The organism is Paraburkholderia unamae (assembly GCF_003268775.1).
Lineage (GTDB): Bacteria > Pseudomonadota > Gammaproteobacteria > Burkholderiales > Burkholderiaceae > Paraburkholderia > Paraburkholderia unamae.
In genome coordinates, this window is sequence record NZ_QLSU01000052.1 from 19,785 (window position 1) to 39,456 (window position 19,672).

Here is a 19,672-nt window from a genome sequence, read left to right on the forward strand (position 1 = left end):
AAGATCGCCGTGAACATTGGCGTCGATTTCGACGGCCAATCGGTCTGGATGAATTCTTTCGGTCTCACTTCGCCAGGTTATCTGTCCCGTGGCGAGTTCTGCGCCGTTGTGGCAGCGCCGCGCCTGCTTGCAGAGTTGAAGCGATTCGACATCCCATCGACGTGGTTCACGCCGACGCATACGATGGAGACGTTTCCCGCGCAGTTCGATGCCGTGCTTGCACACGGGCACGAGATAGGCGCACACGGCTGCGTACACGAGAAGGTCGGCGGACTGACAGAGGAGGCCGAGCGGGCGCTGATGGAAAAGCAGTTGCGACTGCACGAGCGCATTGTCGGCAAGCGTCCGCGCGGCTACCGCTCGCCTTCGTGGGACCTCACCGAAAATACGCTGTCGATTCTCGAAGACAATGGTTTCGACTGGGATTCCTCTCTGATGGGCCGTGATTTCGAGCCCTACCGTCCGTGCAATGTCACACTGCGCGACGACGGTGGCAACGTGTTCGGGCCGCCGAGCACGAGGATTCTGGAAATGCCGGTTTCGTGGCATCTCGACGATTTTCCCGCGATCGAATATGTGCCGCGGATGAACGCCGGCATGTCCGCGCCGGATGTCATTCTCGGGCGGTGGATGGACCACTTCACCTATGCTTACGAAGAGGTTCCCAATGCGGCGGTGTTCTACACGCTGCATCCGCAGTCCATTGGCAAGGCGCCGTACATCCTGATGCTGCGCAGGCTGCTCGAGCGCATTTCGTCATACAGCGACGTCTGGTTCGCCACGATGAGCGAGATTCACGACTGTTGGGTCGATTGAATTCGCGCACGGAAATCATCGGAAATTTTCTTTGACTTTCGATGGCGGTTGCCGCTATCGCTTTCAGGTATCAGAGCATGAGAAGGTTCGAGGGACGTGTCATTGCCATCTCCGGCGCCGCTTCGGGTTTGGGCCGGGATCTGGCGCAGGCGTTCGCGCGCGAAGGGGCGCGAGAACTCTATCTTTTTGACATCGACATGGCAGGCTTGACGCAAACCGCCGCCACACTACCTGTCGAGGCAACGACCCGGGTTTGCGACGTTTCCAGTGAAGAGAGTGTCGAGTCGGCATGGCGCAACGTGCCGGCGGATGCGGGGCTGGACGTGCTCGTCACGGCAGCGGGAACCATAGGCGCGGGTTCCGCCATCGAAACGTGCAGCCTCGAAGAATGGGACCGCGTATTCAATATCAACGTTCGCGGAACGTTTCTTATGGTCAGGCACGCCTTGCCGCTATTGAAAAGGAACAAGGGAAATATCGTCACGTTCAGCTCGACGGCGGGACTGGCCGGGAGCGGCACGCTGCCGGCGTATTCCGCGTCGAAAGGCGCGGTTGCGATGTTCACGCGAAGTCTTGCGCTGGCCTACGCGAAAGACGGCATTCGCGCCAATAGTGTGTGCCCGGGCTCGATCGAAACGCCAATGCTGCAGGCCACGTTTGAAGCAGCGGGCGGCCCAGAAGCTGTGCAGGCCCGCAAGGCTGAGTATCTCAAACGCTATCCGCTGGGGCGCTTCGGCACACCGCGTGAAGTCACCGACGCCGCATTGTTTCTCGCAAGCGAGCAGGCGTCCTATACCACCGGCGTGTGTCTGCCCGTAGACGGAGGGCGACTGGCATGACGCAAGCAAATAAACGGCTCGCGCTCGTCACGGGCGGTAATCAGGGCATTGGGCTTGCGACGGTGAAACGGCTGCTTGGGAGCGGCGTTCAGGTTCTTGCCGTTGACCTCGCTGACGACAACCTGCTGGATTTTCCGGTTCATCGCCTCGTGCTCGATCTGGCGGCAAGCGACGCGCCGGCCAGGATCGTCGACGCGATTACGACGCTCGGGTCCGGACTCGACATTCTCGTCAACAACGCAGGCGTTGGCGGCTCGAAGCGGCTGGCCGACAGCGATGACGCATTGATCGACCGTATCGTCGACATCAACCTTCGCGCTGTGCTGCGCCTGACGCGCGATTGTCTGCCGTTGATGAACAGTGGCGCGGCGATCGTCAATGTCGCGTCGGTGTTCGGTGAAGTCGGGTTTCCGGGCTCGACAGCGTATGCCGTCACGAAAGCGGGCATTTCCCAGTTCACGCGGCAGCTGGCCTCCGAGATTTCCGGCAAAGGCATTCGCGTGAACGCCGTTGCGCCCGGCCTGATTCGCACACCGATGACCGAGGCGCGGCTCGAACGAGACGCGTCATACCGCGATGCGATGCTTGGCGCAACGCCCTTGCGCCGGGTGGGGCTTCCGGAAGACGTGGCTTCGGTCATCGGCTTTCTGGTCGGCGAAGACGCCTCGTTCGTCAATGGCCAGGTCATTGCCGTCGACGGGGGCTGGTTGACCTGCCGCTACCTGGACTGACACCCCCCGCTAGCCGACGTTTTTCCTGACGCGCGGACGCTGTTTCGCCCGCGCGTCGCCGGTTGACTTCCTGATGACGTTATTTTCCCGCTTCTCAGTGCGGCAGGGTGTATTAGCTCGTCTATCAATAAGGATAGCTAATAGAAACGAAAAAATGTACTAAAACCATAAAGGACTACAGATGGAAATTAAAAAGAAAGACATGATCGTCAGGGCCGGGAAGCTGGCTTTGATCTCGGGGATCGCCGTCCTCGATATGACGGGCGCCAGGGCGCAGACATCGCTGACGATGTTTGGGGTGGTCGACAACGGCATCATCTACCAGAACAGCCAGACCACGCTTGGCTCCAATTCGGGCGGTCGGTCGAACGTGAAGCTTTCGGCTGGAAACTGGCTGGGTAGCCGCTGGGGTTTCAAGGGGAGCGAGGAATTAGGCGGCGGCACGAAGGCGATCTTCACGCTCGAATCGCGTTTCAATACCAACACGGGTGGTGGCCAGTTCACGAATGCAGCATTCGGAGGGCAGGGATTCGTTGGCGTGACGAATCCGTTATACGGTACGCTCACCGCGGGGCGGCAGTACACACCGTATTACACGTTGCTCTATGCGTTTGGTCCGACGCCTTGGTTGTCTGGCGAAACGGGGGCGCACCCGGGCGATATTGACGGTCTCGATTCCGGGTATCGTGTGAATAATTCGCTGGTGTATACGTCCCCCGTCTTCGCGGGATTTACGGTTGGCGCTTCATATGCGTTGAGCGGCGTGCCGGGTACGCTCACGCGTGGTTCAACGTGGAGCCTCGCGGCCCAGTACGTGCGAGGCCCGGTCTCGCTCGCGGCGGGCTTTGAGCGCTTCAGCAATTCGAACCTGGGCGGTGGCGCGTGGGGTGCGGATTCAACGGCGACAACCGGTGGTCAGCCAGGAGTGTCGGCGCTGACCAACGGCTACCAGACCAACGCGGCGCAGCAACGCATCGCAGTGACAGGCGCCTATGCGATTTCCAGTGCTTTCGACATGTCATTTTCCTATTCGAACGTCCAGTATGTGCCCGGGATCAATTCGTCGTTTCACGACCTGGCAGTCTTCAACACAGTGGGTACGGTCGGTCACTGGCACGCCGGCCCCGCACTGGACGTGGGGGGAGGCTACAGCTATACGTGGACGAGCAAGGCGAACGGTATTGAGAATCCCGCCCAGTATCATCAGGTCAGTCTGGCCGAATCGTATGCATTGTCGAAGAGGACGACACTCTATTTTCTTCAGGCATGGCAGCGCGCGAGCGGACAGACGCTGGGCACCGCAGGAGCAGGCGACGTGATCAACGCCACGGCGACCATCGGCGATGGGTTCCAGTCGGCTCCCGCGTCGGGGCGCACGCAGATTGCCGCGGGTATGGGAATTGCCCACAGGTTCTAGACGCGCGGAGTTGCCATCGCGCGAGCGAGCTTCGGTAACGCGGTGTTCGGGAATAGATGCGTGCATCTCCCACGCATCTATCTGACCGCATTCGCAGGTTCCCCAACTCAATACGTCGGGAAATACGGGATTGGATCTGTGCCAGAGCGACAGCGTGGACTAACGACGTCGACGTTACGAAGTTTGCGGTGGTGCTGTCGCGCGGCGTGTTGCCGCCCTCGTGAAGCTCCCGGCAGCGTGGCTCGTTTTGGACGTTGGTCGCAGCACGGCAGTCTTGGCGTGTTAAGGGCGATCCACTCGACGGGCCGCTTTCTAGAAAGCCAGACGCTCCTCGGTGGTGGTAAGGAAGAGCGCATTCCTCAGGCGTGCCACAAGATCCTTCCCGTTGGCCACGTCGACGCTGGCTGTCTCGATGACCGTCTGCTGACCCGTGATCTGGAACTTCGCCTGAATGCCCTCATTGCCGCCAAGCCCTTCGTAATGGGGATAGAGCAGGGTCAGCCGGGGGGCCTTGTAGAGATGGGCGTAAGCCATCATCTGGTAGACGTCTCCTTGTGAAACGCCCTGCTTCGGATCATCGATCCGCGAGGATATGCGTTTCCATTTCGTGTCGATCACATGGGTAACCTGTCCCGCGCGCCAGATCAGTATGTCAGGCCTGGTCTGGAACACGGCACGCGCATCCTCCAGCGAAGTAAGACAGAACAGGCGCCCACCTTGCAGAGTTACGCGGAACTCCGTCCCGGCGAGAGCGCGCAAGACCAATCGACCCACATACTCTTCGAAAAGCGCGCTCATCTCAAAAAGGAGCGCCGAGCCTTGCCCTGAGCCACCGCTAGTCGTCTGGTATTGGTTCCGGAGGAACAGTTGTGCCATGCCGAACAGGTCCTGCCACGCGCGGTTGGTCCGATCGATGACGACCTCTGCCCAGTTTAGGGCCGGTGCCGGAACATCCGTGATATCGGCATAAACGAAGGCCAACTCACGCAGACGCTGCTGGTTCGTCGCATTCCGAGAAATCTTGAACAGGTGCGAGACGGCTGCCTTCGTGATGCGATTGAGCGCGATGTCTTCCGACAGATCGTCGAACCGGCAGGCAAGGCGTGCCGGGTTAGCCGCGTGGCGGGTGAATTGACGTGGCACATTGAGTGTGCCGCGTAGGGTTGAAAGGTCGTCCTCGTGGCCGAGATAGCGACGGGGTATGCCTCGACGGAGCGTTTCGGTCAGCTTGTCACAAAATATTCGGATCAGGATTTCGAGAAGCGTCTCGCGCTGCCAGTCGAGTTCCGTAATCCGTCCCGTCTCGATTTTCAGATCCAGCGCAACGGCGAGCATATGGACCAGGCGCTTGCGGATGGCAGCATTCTGACGCTCAGCGCCTTCCCCCAATGCAATGTCGATCTTAGGAAGGATCTCGAGGTTGCAGTCCTGCGTAGCAAGAACACCAACCACACCGCGAGCCCGCAACTCGTGCCGTCGATCCTCCAACACTCCATTGCCGCCCCGGCCAGCGAAAGGCGAAGTCTTGGCCAGTGCCACTAGCCGACTGGCCATATGTGGTGAAATGCAGCCCTCCACATCGCCATGGGGCAGTGTCTCCCACTCGCGGAGAGTGTAGGATGGCTTCAAGCCTCGAACTCCGAGAAAGTGAACTGGTCCTTCACACGCCAGCGCAGCTTTTCGCCAGCAAAATTATCCTCTTCAATACCAGCGGGCGCGGCAAGCCGCCGTGCCTCTAGGAACCGCCCCGGGCCTTGCCCCGTGTCACCGAGAACGGCGGCAACCTTCGACCAGTCCTCGTAGAAATACTCGGCCAGCAGCGGGATTACCTTGTGACGCATCACCTCTTCGACGTCGTCGCGGGTCGTGCAGTTGGTGAAATAGGCGTGCCCGATCTGATGGTCCCGGTCGAAGAGATACTCGATACGATCGTTGATGGAGGTCAGGAGCTTCTGCAGATCGATTCCGCCCACGTTCTTCGAAAGGACCATCGAATCGGGCATCAATTCGCGGAACGTGAAGCGACGGCGGAGCGCCGTATCCAGAAGCGCAATGGAGCGATCGGCCGTGTTCATTGTGCCGATGATGTGGAGGTTCGCTGGGATGCCGAACGGCTTCTTCGAATAGGGTAACAGGAGGCGTATCTCATTCTGCATGCCCAGCCGCTTGTCTGGTTCTAGAAGCGTGATGAGTTCACCAAAGACTTTCGAGATGTTTGCCCGGTTGATCTCGTCGATGATGAGGACGTGGTCCCGCGCTGACTGGCTTGCGCGAGGCCTCTCAGCGCCGAAGACAATCGCTTCCAGTGCATCCCAGTCCACGAGTGACTGATCGAGTTTGTAGACCGAATGCCGCCTGAAGCTGTTCGGGTAAAAGCGATCGCGCTCGGTCCCGTTGTCGTCGCGCCAAAGCCACTCCACGTGGCGGCGGTGTGGATGGAATGCGGCATCCGGATCGTAGAAATATTCACTGGTGACTCTGCCAAATGCCTGGAACCGATCCCGCCCATCTGAGACGACAATATAGTCGCCAACCTGCATGTCGGCCCTGAATGAGAAGGTGATCACGATGTTTCCATCGTGCCCGGTCGCCTCGGGGTCCTTCTGGGCTCTCCATTCGGAGAAAATCTCGTTGTAGTCATCGAACCGTTCGTCTGACCAGTCGATGTCCCCGCCCCAACCAACATGGATCAAGCCGTGATCCAGACCGAAGCGGATCCTGTCATCCTCGATTTGTCGCCTTCCAAGTGCGACCTTGAACACACGGGCGGAACGGTCGAGCCGCGCTGATGTATTTCCCCCTCCTTGATCAAGTCTTGCGCGTTCGCTGACGCGCTTGAAGACGCCATCGTATGTCTTCAAGCAGAAGCCGGAGCTAATTTCCACCTCGTCTGGTCCCTCACCAGGATCGTCTCCAGTGCTTGGCCGTAGGCCTTCGACGAATTCCTCGTAGGACATGGACTGATGGAAGGTCACGAACTCGATCCGTCCTTCGCTTGACAAACGCCGATACTCGTCCATCAACGCTTCACGCTTCTCGCTGCCCTGAAAGTCCACGGCAACCTGATCGCCAAGACAAAGGCGAACCGCTTCCAATGCGGTGCGGTAAGTTTTGCCCGTGCCGGGCGGTCCGTAAAAGATCAGGTTGGTTGCTGAGCGGTTTGGCGTTGCTGCTGCGTCTGTCACGGTGGCTGTCCCCGCCTGCGATGTGAACTTGTATGTGAAGATGGTCGAGCTGCTGGGGTTGGGCGTGGTATGTGATGGTGGGGGCACGTGGGCTAACTGCTGAAACTTCTCACCGCCGAGCGCGCTACAGATGGTCGGGAATCTGTCTCGTAAGCCCATCGCTTCGGCGATCTCGCTGGCGCGAATAGCGACCTCAACAGCGCCGCGCTCTCGCGCTGGTTCTATGAAGTAATTCACTGCGCAAAGACGTATTCGGTCTGCGTCGCTTGTGAGGTGATCATAGCGTTCAGGGGGAAGGATGGGCTTGTCATCTCGATCCACGATAATGAAGCCCGAATTGTGTAGCCGCGAGGCAGCATCTGCTTTCTGCCCCCAACCTCCGTTCAGCTCGGTCTTTTTTAAGATAAAGCCGACAAGGGGCTTCGAGGGATAAACGCGATTTGGACGCTCGCGACTGGAGCGCACCCAGAAATCGCGAGGGTCCCCGAACCGACTGAAGATATCTGAGTTTTCACCAGTTTCGCCGTGCCGATCAAAGGCGTCCATAGCCCCTTCAATCTCTGCTCTTGTAAAGACACCTTTTGCGTCGGTACTAATGAGAACGTTCATATTAGCCGGTTGCCAATGACTGCCATTGCTGTTGCCGTCGATAACTACGCCTGCCGCACGACTCTGGCTACTGAAGACATGATCGACGCTGAAACGGAAAAGCGCCGGGTTATTGTCGGGAACCAGAACACCCTGTGCCACCAAACGATGGCGTTCCGGCCTATCGCGTTTCTTATCCGGGGAACCTTCACGCATCGCGGTTGAACCCTCGCGAACAACAAAACCAGATGGAACTGGCTTGCCGAAGGCTAAGGCCTGTTCTTTCTGGATCTGAAGCCATTCACCTTCATCTTTTGCCATCGTCTTCTTTCACTTTTGAATTTTAGAAAATTCCAACGCACAGAGCGTGTCCCCCGGTTGCATCCTGCTCGACGGTATCGCATTTGGCCTCACGCAGGCGCGGCGCGCCAAAGACGAAGCGCCAGCCCCTTGGCGCGACACGGTCACGTTGATGCGGTCCAGTTCAGCTGCAACGTGGTCGCCACCGATTATGGCCGAATGACGGTGATGCGAAGAGTAGCCGCCGTCCCAGTTTTGCTCGGTGGAGGACGGCAACGGGTCGACACCGGAAGTTCGCGCGGCATTTGCTTGCAGCAGCCGCGCCTCTGCGCCCTCCAGTTGGACCGGATCGGTTGTCCCGCGCGAAGTCGCGCGCCCGCTGGGACGAAGCTGCCGATCGCGACTTTATGCGCGAGAGCGCGACTGTTCGGGCCACGCCGGCTCGCCGTCAGAAACCTCGTCCGGGTCCTGGCGCCCGGCACGGTTCCGTTTCCTGAACATCAGGCTGACCTCGCGCATCATGCGCTGCGTTTCGGCCTGCACGTAGATCGACGTGGTCTGCACAGACTGGTGACCGAGGACCTTCTGGATGACATCAATGGGCACAGCGTTGGCTGCGGCCTGGGTGCCGAACGTGTGCCGGAACGCGTGCGGAGACAGCTGTTCGAGCGACGCCTGCGTTGCGGGTGTCAGGCTCTCCAGTTCAACGAGCAGCTGCCGCCGCAGCCAGTCGATCAACCGGTTGAGGACGTCGGTGGCGTACGGCATGCGCTGCGAACCGTCGTGTTTCAGCCGCGCAGCTTTGGTCCGGGGAATCACAAGCGGCGAGAGCAGGGGGCCGGTGGCCGTCGGTGCGTCGAAATCCTCGCCGCGATCGCGCCAGTGTGCGCGGATCGCATCGACCGTCCCGGTGCTGACGGGAACCGTTCTTTCCCGGCTGCGTTTGCCGGTCACGGTCAGCGCCCACACGTCCGTGCCATCTGCAGCGGGGTAGGGATGCAGGGTCTCGCGCCGCGCGTTCGCTGCTTCCTCACGCCGGAGACCCGAGTCGCCCAGCAGCAGCATCAGGGCGTGAACGATTCGCCAGCGCTGATTTTCGGCTGCAGCGCTTCGACGTTGGACGTGCCGGCGTACATCCGACCACAGCTGCCCGGGCAGTGCACGCTCGACCCGCAGCTTTGCTTCCCGCTCGATCGTCACAGGATCGTTGACCATTTTCCATGGGTTGCCCGCGAGATACCGCGCGTCGACGAGCCAGGTGAAGGCCGCGCGTAGCGCCCGCACGGCGTAAAGCTGCGACCGGGGACTGAGACTGTCACTCGCGAAGGGGCGCCAGCGCCGGGAGGTGCGCGGCGCACGCGGCCCAACGAAAGACGGGGAGGGCTGCTTCAGGAAATCCTTGAAAGCCTCGCAATCGTCGACGTGCAGTGAGCTGAGGGCCTTGCCGCGGATGGTCACCGACCAGAGCAGGAAACGTTGGAGTTCCCTGGTATAGACACGCAGGGTTTTCGGCTGGTCCCGGTACAGGTGCAGGTAGGCGCGGATGGCCGCGAGATCGTTGTGCGCGTCGATATAGGGAAAGGCAGCGGAGCGATTTACGCCGCGCGAGCCGTCGAGCGCCTCACATATGGCCATGCGCTCGAGCGGTGCGAGCAGCCCGGCTTCGCCTCCCACAGTGATGACCCCAGAGTCGGGGGCGACGAGCGGATCGGCCACGTCGACGTAGGGTTCGACGCGCAGTCCGATTGCGCGTTCGTGCCGGCGCAGCCAGGCGACGATCCGGCGCGCGCGCCCGGGTCCGATGCGGGGCACTGAGCGCCACCCCCTGCCGCCGCGTGTGTTGCAGTAGCCGGCGAGATCGCCGGGCGTGGCGATGCTGCGGCCCTTCAGGTAACGGGCGCCCATCGGGCGAAACCACATCCCGATACCGTGTGAGGCCGCGGGCGTGGTGACGGCGAGCAGGGCGGCCTCCTCGACCAGCTTCAGCGAGCCAGCTGTGAGGCGGCCGCTTCCGTGTTGACGGATGGACGCCGTCAGATGGTCAGCCAGCACCGATGATCCATGCCCGATCGCCAGATCAAACAGCGTCGCCAGCATGTCACGCAGGTAGCGCTCCATGGCATCCGGCGTGGCAGCGTGCACATCTCCATTGGAATCGTAATAGGTGCGTGCGATGGTCGCGGGCGGGTGTTTCTGTAAGAACGCGCGCAGGGCGGCGAAGTCCTTTGACGAGAACCGGCGTTGCAGGGGGAGCTGTTCAGTCATGTGGCGATCCGGTAGGGACAATTCGCGCCCATGCAACTAACTGTCAGGCCCGGTCGCAGGCGGGCCGCGTCGACCGCCCGACGGCGGGCGACGGGTGAGCGCGCAACGGCGGCTATTAGACTTAACTACGTTCGAAAACCTGTAAAACTGGAACAGCTGGCCCTCCAGCAACCGTCCCGGCGGCGCCCGGAGCGCGTGTCTGGAAACAATGGAAGGAAAAGGCCCGACCGACGAATGATCAACTATGTGACCCCGGCGCTGATCGCGCGCCTGTTTCCGGACCCGCCCGACGACGTCATTGTGACCGAGCCGCTGCCCATCGACCCGACCGTGGAAGCGGTCGGCATCGACCTCGCGGGCACCCGATTTCTCGTCGTTTTTGCCGACGTCATGGCCTACGCAGGCAACGACCCCGATTTCATGCGGGACACGGCTGTCGCCTGGAACAATGGTTTTATTCCGGCGCCCGGTTCGCGCATCGTGAAGTTCCTGCGCGCCGGCGCCGACCGGGGCACCATGTTCGACCCGCACGCGTGGCCGCTGCCGGACATCGGCATGATCTGGCAGTTCATGGAGGTGCTCGCTGTAGCGGTCGAAGGCCATGCTCTGGCGTTTCCGGCCGTGCGCCAGTATTTCTATGCGCCGCAGAACGGCAAGCTCGACTCGATCAATAATAGGATGTCGCGCCAGTTTGGCCGGGGCGAATACGGGGCGTCGTTCCGGTGTGTGACGCGGCCCGCCACTGACGAAGGAGGAATCTATGGCTTTGAACGCATCTAGCAGGCTGCGCCCGAAAGTGGTCGCGATGCAGAAGCGCGGCTTTGCCGTGGTCCTCGAATATACCGAGGCGGCGATGGCGAATGGCACGCTGCCGAAGCAGCCTGCCCGGCCGATCTACCGGGCGACGCTGCGCGTGCGCGCGCGGCGCACCGCCGAATCCGGACAGGACTGATCCCGTCCGGGCACCGACAACGCCACCTTCGGGTGGCGTTTTTGTTGGCGGCGCGCGGCGGCGGTTCTTCGGCCGACCCCGTGGCACCTAGCCTTATGGCAATTTAACAGCTGCTGTGCCGGGCTGATTCTTCAAACGTGCCGGAGAAGTCAGCCGCGTGGTTATCGTCGCAGCCGTGACCAGCAACCGAAGGCGGCTTCCGATTCCTGAGTGGCGAAGCGCCAGGGTCCTCCTTTAGCTTGCCGTTACGAGTTATCAGACCTGACGACGTTCGCAAACTTACGAAATTACATCTTCAGCCGGGTGGCACCCGTGGCGACCCGGCTGACGCCAGGGCAGGCGAGGGCAGGCGGCCGTCGGCGCGCGCCGCAACGGCGGGGCCGTTGCGGCGCAGCCGGTTTTACGCCAGGATCGCGAGGCCCGGACTTCCCCTGCCGCCCATGGCCGACCGCCTCGAACTGGTTGCCCTCGCGCTGCCCCCCGGCTGCGCCCCCGAATCCCTGCCGCCGGCGGTCGTGCAGTTCATCGCCGCGTGCTGGCCCGGCATGAGCCGCGCCCAGCTGCTCGACCGGGCCCGGCGCCTTGCGCTGCGCGTGTCGCTGCGCGCCCGGCCCGCAGCGGGTCAGGCGGCCGGACCGGACGGTGTCAGGCGGTATGCGCTGGTCCTCACCCTCGGGGCGGCGAAGGCGGAGCTGGTTGCCCACGTGCGGCGGCTCGCGCGGCGCAGTGGCACCCGGCGTGCCCGGGCCTCGCTGCCGCCGGCGCGGGACGTGAGGCAGGCGGGGCTTTTCTGACCGCTCTGGTGGTAAGGGGCTACATCGAGCCGGTGTATGACCGGTTGCTTCGGCGCCGTTATTGTCTTGCAGCATCCCCCCGTATTTTCACCAGACGGTCGACTTTCATCATCCGTTGAAAGCGACCTAAATAATGAAATTCCGTTGCAACGTTTCACTGAATGAAGTACCTTCAGCAAATGTTGAAATGGGATATTTTAATGAAAGACGGTGAGATTCGCGCTAGGGACGCGCTGCGGAAGTTGCTCGAGAGGGTTCCGATTGTCGAGATCAACGAAATCACGTCCGAAGCCGCGTCCGGGGAAGAGAAGCCGGACATGGTCGCCCGACTGGTGGTTGACGGCAGGCAGCATGAGCTCGTCTGCGAGTACAAGCCGAACGGCCAGCCACGATACGCTCGTTCAGCGCTACTGGAACTGCGCGACTACGCACGACAATCCTCGCTCGCCACCCCCATCTTTATCGCGCCCTATATTTCTCCTGCAGTCAGGCAATTGTGCGAAGAAAAGGGCGTCGGCTATCTGGATCTGAAGGGGAACGCCCGCATTGCCTTCGGCGGCGTGTTCATCGAGCGTATCGTGGCGGAGAATTCAGGGGCCGAACAACGCGAACTCAAGTCACTTTTCAGGCCGAAATCTGCACAGGTCCTCCGCGCCATGCTGCGCGAACCTGACCGCTCATGGCGCGTTACCGACCTGTCAGAAGTCTCCGGCGTGAGTCTGGGCCATGTCAGCAATGTGCGCACAGCATTGATCGATCGAGAATGGGCGCTGGCTTCGGCCGAGGGTCTTCTGTTGACGAAACCAGATGAGTTGCTCGACGCCTGGCGCGATAGCTACACAGCGCCGTCCGGCGAGCGCATGCGGTTTTACACCCCATTGCACGGCACCGCACTGGAGGATGCCGCCCGCAGTGTGCTCAGCGCGGGCGACGGACCTGGACATGCTGCCTTTGCATCGTTCTCAGCTGCGCATTGGCTTGCTCCTTATGGGCGCACAGGCACGCACTACCTTTACGCCGATCCCGAAGGAGTGGAGAAGATGCGGGTGGCGTTGAGGCTCGCGCCTGCCTCGAAGGGAGAAAACGTGCTCATCACAATTCCAAAAGACGCGGGTCTGCTCGCTGACACGGTTGAGCCGGCCCCCGGCGCAATATGCACGGATCCTATCCAGACTTATCTTGATCTATCCATTGCGGGTGAACGCGGTGCTGAAGCCGCCGAGCATCTGCGTCGGGAAAAACTGTCATGGCCAAAATGACCACCCAGGAGCCGCAGTCAGCCGCGGAGTATGACGACCGCACTACCGTAGCCGTGAAGTCTGTGCTGGTCGAGATCGGTCAAATACTCGGCAGCTTCAAGGGCAAATTCGCCATCATTGGGGGGGCCGTCCCGTGGTTGCTGCTGGCCAATGAGGACATGCCGCACGTTGGCACGCTCGATGTGGATGTCGGGCTGGATGCGGAAGCACTCGGCGACGGCGAGTATGCGACCCTCGTTGGGGCTCTTCAGGCTCAGGGATACGCCCAGCGCGAGGGGCTTCGGCGCTTCCAGTTGGTTCGCCAGGTCCCCGCGCGCGACGGCGGCGAGGCGATCGACATTGTTGTCGACTTCCTGATGCCGCGGGACGCGGAAATCGTCAAGAATGATCCGCCGCTCGTCGCCGACTTCGCTGTGCAACGAGCGGACGGCGCCGATCTGGCGATGCGGTTCTATCAGATGGTTGCGGTTGCAGGGCCGATGCCTAACGGTGAAACGAATCGCGTGGAAATTGCGGTGTGCTCGATACCCGCGCTGCTGGCGATGAAAGGTCATGCACTCGCGGGACGCTACAAGCAGAAGGACGCGTACGACATTTACTACTGCGTCCGAAACTATCCTGGCGGGATCGAAACCTTGGCTCACGAATGCCGCCAAGTGCTCGGCCTCCCGAGCGGAAAGCGTGGCTTCGGGCACATTGCCGACAAGTTCGATAGCTTCGAAGGCTATGGCCCCACCTGCGTGAGACGCTTTGTCGAAGACACGCATGTGCTGGGCGAGCGCACGCCGGAACAGTGGCAGCAGGACGCGTTTGGACAAATTGACGCGCTGCTGCGTGCCATGGGGTTGAGGGTTTAATCCGCGGAACAGACAGGATCATGGACTACGCGCGACTTCGCGATCTCTTGGAGCCCCTGGTGACCAGTCTGAAGGATGCTGTTACGCACACAATGCTGCCGGCGCTGTGCGAAGAACTGGGGCTGCCCGCGCCCGCTGTCGAGGGCTCCAAGCGTGAACGCGTCACAGCCAGTTTCAACGCCCTTGCGAACGCGGACCTGCCGGCCGTCGCCCGCAAGCTGCTGCTTCGCCATCCTCCCGAGGCCGCGACGCGCAATCAGATCCAGGATGTCCTCTGGAACGATCGATCATTCCCGCCCATCCCGAAACGGTATCGGCGGGAAGTCGCACGCAGGCTCAATAGCGAAGAGCTGTACGGCGACGCACGCGGTTTCGACGAATTGCTGGAGCGGCTGTGGATTTTGGACACCGACGGCTGGATGGCGCTGTTCAACGGAAAGCCTTCGGGCCTGCGGGCTGAAATTGAGCAACATGTGCATCGCAACCCGGAGGACTGGTCCGCGGAGGTTTTGTTCGACCGATTGGGCGCGTACGACTCATCCGACCGGCGCTTCGCCCTGTTTCTGGAGGGACTCGTATCGCCTGATGTTCGTCCTGATGAGGCCGCGCAACGTCACATCGTTGCTTGCATTAACGAACCACTACGCGCCTGCGGGGTCGAACTGCGCGAGACCGGTACCGAAGGAGGTTACCCGGTCTTCTCCTTGGTTCCACTGCACACAGCTACAAAGGGGCGTCCGAAGAATCTCATCTTCGCGTCGCCCGACAAGCCCGACCTGCGCTTTACCGATGCCCTGGATAACGATGTCGAGATCGTCACCAATGCGGACAAGGTTCTAGTCTATGACCGGCCCATCGGCAATGATGGATTGCGTTGGTGCGATCTGCAGCAATGGTGGCAGGAAACAGAGCACGTCGCGGATGCCGACATCGCCAAGCGCTCACTGTACGCTCGGCTCAAGTCCAGCCTGCCGCAAAACTCTCCACCGCAAATGCTGCTGTTCGAGGCTTTCTTCGAAGGCTTCCGCAGTGCAGTGCCAGGCCTGCCCGCACTTCTGCCGGAGGTATGGCTGCACTGGGATCCGCGAACCGTCAAGGAGCGAGGCCCAGATGCCCTGCTGAGGTTTCGCATGGACTTCCTGCTTCTGTTGCCGCAGGGTGTGCGGGTCGTCGTGGAGGTGGACGGAAAACATCACTATGCGGACTCCGCAGGTACAGCCGACGCGCACCGCTACTCGCAGATGGTCAGGGGCGACCGTGAACTCAAACTCGCGGGCTACGAAGTCTTCCGTTTTGGGGCCGCGGAACTTCAGGCGCCGACAGCGAAGGCCGACGTCAAGGCCTTCTTCGAGGCAATGTTCAAACGCTATGGCGTTCCACTCTACTAAGACTCCCAGAATGTCCGCAGTAGAGCGCAATCAACGCGATCGCTATTAAAAATAGAGGCGAAGCCGCCACGGAGAGTATGACAATCAATCTGACACCGTACGAGCACGGATCACTCTGTCACGGTAACACGTGGGCCGTCGCGGACGAACACGTCCTCGCACAGCAAATCGCGCGCGTCGCGCTGGGGCAGTCGCGGCATGTGCAAAAGATTCTCGCGGGAGCATCCCTTGGTGTACCTGCGTCCACGAAAAATGCGGCAGCGGGAGCGATAGAACTGCTCACCGTTGCCAAGGGCGAGGATCCTTGGCATCGGGACGGCTGGATGTTTCAAGTGCTATCGTGGGTCGCAGCCCATCGTGCGGCCCCGGGTGGGATTATCCGGGCACCACACATGATATTGGCGCATAAAGGTTTTGACGGGCTTCAGCTCGAAGTCGACAAAGGGAAGGTGAAGGCTGCCATAATTTTTGAGGACAAGGCCACCGACAATCCCCGAGCCACCATTCGCGATGACGTTTGGCCCGAGTTCAAAGCCTTTGAGGCTGGCGACCGCGAAAACGTGCTGACAGCCGAAGTAACAGCGCTCCTCGCGACACAGCCGAATATTGACCCTGACATCGCGATCGAGAATGTCATTTGGAAGAATGTCCGCCAATACCGCGTCAGCATCACCGTCAACGACACTCATTCTGATGACGCAGGCCGGGGTCGGCTTTTTAAAGGTTATGACCAGGTCGCTGCTGGAGAAAATCGGAGGCGCCGAGGCGAAACGCTCCATATCAAGAACTTACGGGCATGGATGCAAGACTTGGCGGATCTCGCGATCGTCGCAGTTAACGCGGAGGTGACGGGGAATGTTTGATGCCGATACCGTTGTGCTGATTTCGAGTGCACCCCCGCTTCCGGGGCTCGATCTCGCCGATCTCCCTCAGCGACTAACAGACGCGTATGCAACGCTTGTCGCCGCTCGAATTCGCATCCGCAAGCTGGCGAATGGGAACTCGCTGCCGGAGGACATCACAAGACTTGTCAAGGAAACAAACCGTCTTGCCTTCTCACAAGAAGCGCTCGTATCCGCGCTAGGTGATCGTGAAAATCGTGCGGCGGCCGCCTTCGTAGGCGGCGCGGCGCACCACGTGGCATTGCTGGCTGACAAGATAAGTGAAGCCGAGCCGCGACCGAGCAGGCTTGCACTGGAAGGCATCTCTCCTGAAGTTTCGGCGACGATCCTTTTCCTTATTGCCGAATCCAGCGCTGACGCAGCAGAGATGGCGAAGGCTATCATCATCGAAGCCGTCAACCCAGTCGAGGCTGCGTTGCTTGCTGCGATTGTGCATCTTGCAAACGGAAGACTGCAAAAGGTCCTTGATATCTCCCTGCCGAATGACGCGCAGATACTGATCGGAAACCGGCAGGACCAAGCCGTCAGCGCGCTTTACCTCATGCTGCTGCGAGGCGTGCGTCTGATGGCTGGAAAAATGCTCGGCGGTGATGACCAAGACCCTTTTGCCGATGAAGCCGATGCCCGCGAATTGTTCGACCGGGTGAAAGCCCTCTGTGTTGAGTCGTTAGATGATCTGGCGGGGGCGATGGGTGCGATGCCCTACAGCGTCTATCCCGGTCCACGCCACCTTGCGTCCTTGCTATCTTCTGCCTCACGAGATCTAGCAGCTTCTGCACTTGTCAATACGCCTCCGCCGTCTGGCATAGATGGCGGGCAATGGCACGAATTGATGAAAAAGATTGCCGAGCGGCGGCCTTATTTGTGGCGGAATCACAGGCAAGCGATCGCGTCGGGATACCTCGAACCCGGTGTCTCCGCAGCTGTCAGCTTTCCGACCGGCGCGGGGAAGTCAACCTTGGCAGAACTCAAGATTGCGACGGCGCTGTTACGGGGTGCAAAAGCAGTTTTCCTGGCGCCCACCCTCGCGCTCGTTGACCAGACCGCAAGCGCCCTGAAGGTGACTTTCCCGGATTCGGATGTATTGCGAGAGCGAACAGACGAACTGGTCCTGGATGTCGGAGGTGACGCACTGCCGCCAATTTCAGTGATGACCCCGGAGCGATGCCTGGCTATGCTCAGTTTTAACCGGGAGATTTTTTCTGACGTCGGTCTTTTGGTGTTCGACGAATGCCATCTTTTGCATCCTCGGCAGACAGAAACGAGTCGCCGTGCGATTGACGCCATGCTTTCGGTGCTAAATTTTGTCGTTGTCGCACCGAAAGCCGATTTGCTGTTTCTATCGGCGATGATGATGAACACGCAGGAGATGGCCGATTGGATGGGTGAGCTCACCGGACGTCACTGCTTGTCACTTACGTTGACCTGGAAGCCTACCCGGCAGGTTCGCGGGTGCGTGGTATATGGCGACGAGGAAATAAAGACCCTGAACCTTCGTTTGCGTCAAACGCGTGCGAAGGTTTCGAATAAGGATGCGCCGGCCGAACTCAAACGTAGCTTGAAAATCTCGCCATTTGGATTCTTTTGCCTGCACCAAACCTGGCAGTCGAGAGCCCGCAAGGATTATGCACTCCTGCCACTGCTCGAGGAGCAGGTGAGGCTTTCTACTGGGACAACAAAAAATCGGGATTGGTACCTTACACCAAACGGGAACCAGGTCGCCGCAGCGATCGCTCAGGCAACCGCTCGCCAAGGGTTGAAGACTCTTGTGTTCACACAGACTGTTCCCCTCGCCAACAGCGCTTCGAACATTCTCTCGCAGGAACTGGGCCAGCCCGGCTGTTTCTTGAGCGCTGATGAGCTGGAACTCTATTCCGCAGCCGCTGACGAGACCGGAGGCGCCGCGCATTTATATCTGCAGGTCGACGATGAAGGAAGGTTGTTGTCGTCAAGTGCATGTCATCATGGGTTGCTTCTTCCAGCCGAACGGAACCTTCACGAATCTCTGTTCAGAAGGAAGGACGGCATTAATGTCCTCGTCGCGACGTCAACTCTTGCACAAGGCATGAATCTTCCCAGCGAAGTGGTCATCATCGGAGGAGACAGCCGGTTCGACCCGAACGCAGACCGGTTGGAGAAGCTTGATGCTCACGAGCTACTGAATGCCGCGGGTCGGGCAGGCCGGGCGGGAGACGCGTCCTACGGCTTTGTCCTGGTCGTGCCGAGCAAAGTGGTCAATTTCGATGACAAGGCCAGCAAAATTCACAGTCATTGGACCGATTTGCAAACCATCTTTGCGCAGAGCGACCAATGCCTCATTATCGATGACCCACTAACCAGGCTGCTCGATCAGATCCACGACGCGACAGCCTCAAAATCTGAAATGGCAATGTACTTGCTGCGACGGTTACCTGTTTCGGTTCCATCGGATGTAGGCGATGAAGACGCGCCGGCTAAAGCATTGCTTGGTCGATCGTTCGCCGCATTTCGGGCTAAGCAGCGAGGGGATGCCCAGTGGACACAATCGCGAATTGACGCCGCGATCGCCCTTAGACGAGCTGATCCTGAAACGCCTTCTGTGCTGACATGGGTGGACCGCCTGGCTGCGTCCGCCGGAATTCCTGTTGCAATCATCCGTGAGCTAGGTGAGGCATTGTCAGAACCCATGAATCCCAGTGCTACGGTGCGCGACTTATACTTATGGCTCGTTGGCTGGCTCTCGCAGAGACCGCATTTGATACCGCAACTCATTCGCAAAGAAAGTCTCGAAGGGATGTTCGGAACGACGTACAAGAAACTTCAAGGCGATGAAGCGCGCGGAACGTACGCTGTCGGCCGCATTTTTTCACTGCTAGAACGTTGGATGGCAGGAGACACGCTCGCGGACATGGAGCGCGCGTTTGGTACGCAAGAGGCGCGTCTTGGCAAATGCGAGGCCGCACGGGAATTCGTTTTGCGTTTATTGCCGGAGATTTCATATTTTTTCAGTCTACCGGCGCAGATATTCCGGGCAATCGCGATCGAAAACGGCCAACATTCTGACACGCCGCTGGTGATCAACTTACTTGGCTCATGCGTTCGCCAGGGTTTTGACGATGCAGACAAGCTGGTCCTGCGGCAATACCTGTCCGGGCGGCCGGCTCGTCGCGCAGTGCACCAGAAGTTCACGGACATTGCGCCCGTTTTACAAGCCCCCCTCGCAGATGAAGACTTCGGCCGTGCGCTTAAACGGGTCGCTCAAGCCGTCGAGATTTCTGCATTCCTGTAACCATTAGGTTCTCGCGGCGGAAATCAACAGCGTGTCTACGGCCGCCGGCCGTCGCGCTGTTCGTAGCCTACTTGGAGAAGCACGCCGGCAAGGGGAAGAAAAAAACGCGAG

Annotated in this window: 15 protein-coding genes; 12 read left to right on the plus strand and 3 right to left on the minus strand. The window is 60.1% G+C overall.

Annotated features, from left to right (window positions below; translation table 11 throughout):
• Positions 1-9: 9 nt before the first annotated feature.
• The 4 genes from C7401_RS42810 (at position 10) to C7401_RS42825 (ending at position 3,803) form a co-directional block, all read left to right on the plus strand.
• Complete coding sequence (locus C7401_RS42810) at positions 10-816, plus strand: polysaccharide deacetylase family protein (protein WP_220092910.1); 807 nt, start codon at positions 10-12, stop codon at positions 814-816.
• Between the two features lie 77 nt (positions 817-893).
• Positions 894-1,655 carry an SDR family NAD(P)-dependent oxidoreductase gene (locus tag C7401_RS42815; RefSeq protein WP_220092911.1) on the plus strand — a complete coding sequence of 254 codons (762 nt, stop codon included), beginning with the start codon at positions 894-896 and terminating at the stop codon, positions 1,653-1,655.
• The gene (locus tag C7401_RS42820) at positions 1,652-2,386 is read left to right on the plus strand and encodes an SDR family NAD(P)-dependent oxidoreductase (RefSeq protein WP_112178110.1); all 735 of its coding nucleotides are present in this window, start codon (positions 1,652-1,654) and stop codon (positions 2,384-2,386) included. Before C7401_RS42815 ends, C7401_RS42820 begins: the two co-directional genes overlap by 4 nt.
• A 181-nt stretch (positions 2,387-2,567) precedes the next feature.
• A complete protein-coding gene (locus C7401_RS42825; RefSeq protein WP_373864497.1) occupies positions 2,568-3,803 on the plus strand; it encodes a porin in 1,236 nt (411 codons plus the stop codon).
• Between the two features lie 312 nt (positions 3,804-4,115).
• On the opposite strand, the gene C7401_RS42830 is transcribed toward C7401_RS42825, so the two are convergent.
• From C7401_RS42830 to C7401_RS42840, 3 genes are all read right to left on the minus strand, one after another.
• Entirely contained in the window at positions 4,116-5,432 is a 1,317-nt protein-coding gene (locus tag C7401_RS42830) for an McrC family protein (RefSeq protein WP_220092912.1), read from the minus strand.
• Complete coding sequence (locus C7401_RS42835) at positions 5,429-7,897, minus strand: DUF4357 domain-containing protein (RefSeq protein WP_112178112.1); 2,469 nt, start codon at positions 7,895-7,897, stop codon at positions 5,429-5,431. The genes C7401_RS42830 and C7401_RS42835 overlap by 4 nt, the downstream gene beginning before the upstream one ends.
• A 384-nt stretch (positions 7,898-8,281) precedes the next feature.
• The gene (locus C7401_RS42840; protein WP_112178113.1) at positions 8,282-10,141 is read right to left on the minus strand and encodes a site-specific integrase; all 1,860 of its coding nucleotides are present in this window, start codon (positions 10,139-10,141) and stop codon (positions 8,282-8,284) included.
• A gap of 246 nt (positions 10,142-10,387) precedes the next feature.
• Here C7401_RS42840 and C7401_RS42845 point away from each other — a divergent pair, with 246 nt between their 5' ends.
• The 8 genes from C7401_RS42845 (at position 10,388) to C7401_RS42875 (ending at position 19,561) form a co-directional block, all read left to right on the plus strand.
• Positions 10,388-10,921, plus strand: coding sequence for a hypothetical protein (locus C7401_RS42845; RefSeq protein WP_258397470.1), 534 nt, complete (start codon positions 10,388-10,390; stop codon positions 10,919-10,921).
• Positions 10,902-11,093 carry a hypothetical protein gene (locus C7401_RS44730; RefSeq protein WP_146758096.1) on the plus strand — a complete coding sequence of 64 codons (192 nt, stop codon included), beginning with the start codon at positions 10,902-10,904 and terminating at the stop codon, positions 11,091-11,093. Before C7401_RS42845 ends, C7401_RS44730 begins: the two co-directional genes overlap by 20 nt.
• A gap of 440 nt (positions 11,094-11,533) precedes the next feature.
• Entirely contained in the window at positions 11,534-11,887 is a 354-nt protein-coding gene (locus C7401_RS42850; RefSeq protein WP_112178115.1) for a hypothetical protein, read from the plus strand.
• 179 nt (positions 11,888-12,066) lie between these two features.
• A complete protein-coding gene (locus tag C7401_RS42855; protein ID WP_112178136.1) occupies positions 12,067-13,146 on the plus strand; it encodes a type IV toxin-antitoxin system AbiEi family antitoxin in 1,080 nt (359 codons plus the stop codon).
• A complete protein-coding gene (locus C7401_RS42860) occupies positions 13,134-14,003 on the plus strand; it encodes a hypothetical protein (protein WP_181565830.1) in 870 nt (289 codons plus the stop codon). Before C7401_RS42855 ends, C7401_RS42860 begins: the two co-directional genes overlap by 13 nt.
• Before the next feature lie 59 nt (positions 14,004-14,062).
• The gene (locus C7401_RS42865; RefSeq protein WP_258397471.1) at positions 14,063-15,391 is read left to right on the plus strand and encodes an AbiJ-related protein; all 1,329 of its coding nucleotides are present in this window, start codon (positions 14,063-14,065) and stop codon (positions 15,389-15,391) included.
• A 77-nt stretch (positions 15,392-15,468) separates the two neighbouring features.
• Entirely contained in the window at positions 15,469-16,254 is a 786-nt protein-coding gene (locus tag C7401_RS42870; protein ID WP_112178117.1) for a hypothetical protein, read from the plus strand.
• Entirely contained in the window at positions 16,247-19,561 is a 3,315-nt protein-coding gene (locus C7401_RS42875) for a DEAD/DEAH box helicase (RefSeq protein WP_112178118.1), read from the plus strand. The genes C7401_RS42870 and C7401_RS42875 overlap by 8 nt, the downstream gene beginning before the upstream one ends.
• Positions 19,562-19,672 lie beyond the last annotated feature (111 nt).

Coding starts and splice junctions, on each gene's coding strand:
- C7401_RS42870 (WP_112178117.1), top strand. CDS start 15,469: ATGACAATCAATCTGACACCGTACGAGCACGGATCACTCTGTCACGGT.
- C7401_RS44730 (WP_146758096.1), top strand. CDS start 10,902: ATGGCTTTGAACGCATCTAGCAGGCTGCGCCCGAAAGTGGTCGCGATG.
- C7401_RS42855 (WP_112178136.1), top strand. CDS start 12,067: ATGTTGAAATGGGATATTTTAATGAAAGACGGTGAGATTCGCGCTAGG.
- C7401_RS42860 (WP_181565830.1), top strand. CDS start 13,134: ATGGCCAAAATGACCACCCAGGAGCCGCAGTCAGCCGCGGAGTATGAC.
- C7401_RS42840 (WP_112178113.1), bottom strand. CDS start 10,141: ATGACTGAACAGCTCCCCCTGCAACGCCGGTTCTCGTCAAAGGACTTC.
- C7401_RS42850 (WP_112178115.1), top strand. CDS start 11,534: ATGGCCGACCGCCTCGAACTGGTTGCCCTCGCGCTGCCCCCCGGCTGC.
- C7401_RS42825 (WP_373864497.1), top strand. CDS start 2,568: ATGGAAATTAAAAAGAAAGACATGATCGTCAGGGCCGGGAAGCTGGCT.
- C7401_RS42835 (WP_112178112.1), bottom strand. CDS start 7,897: ATGGCAAAAGATGAAGGTGAATGGCTTCAGATCCAGAAAGAACAGGCC.
- C7401_RS42820 (WP_112178110.1), top strand. CDS start 1,652: ATGACGCAAGCAAATAAACGGCTCGCGCTCGTCACGGGCGGTAATCAG.
- C7401_RS42815 (WP_220092911.1), top strand. CDS start 894: ATGAGAAGGTTCGAGGGACGTGTCATTGCCATCTCCGGCGCCGCTTCG.
- C7401_RS42875 (WP_112178118.1), top strand. CDS start 16,247: ATGTTTGATGCCGATACCGTTGTGCTGATTTCGAGTGCACCCCCGCTT.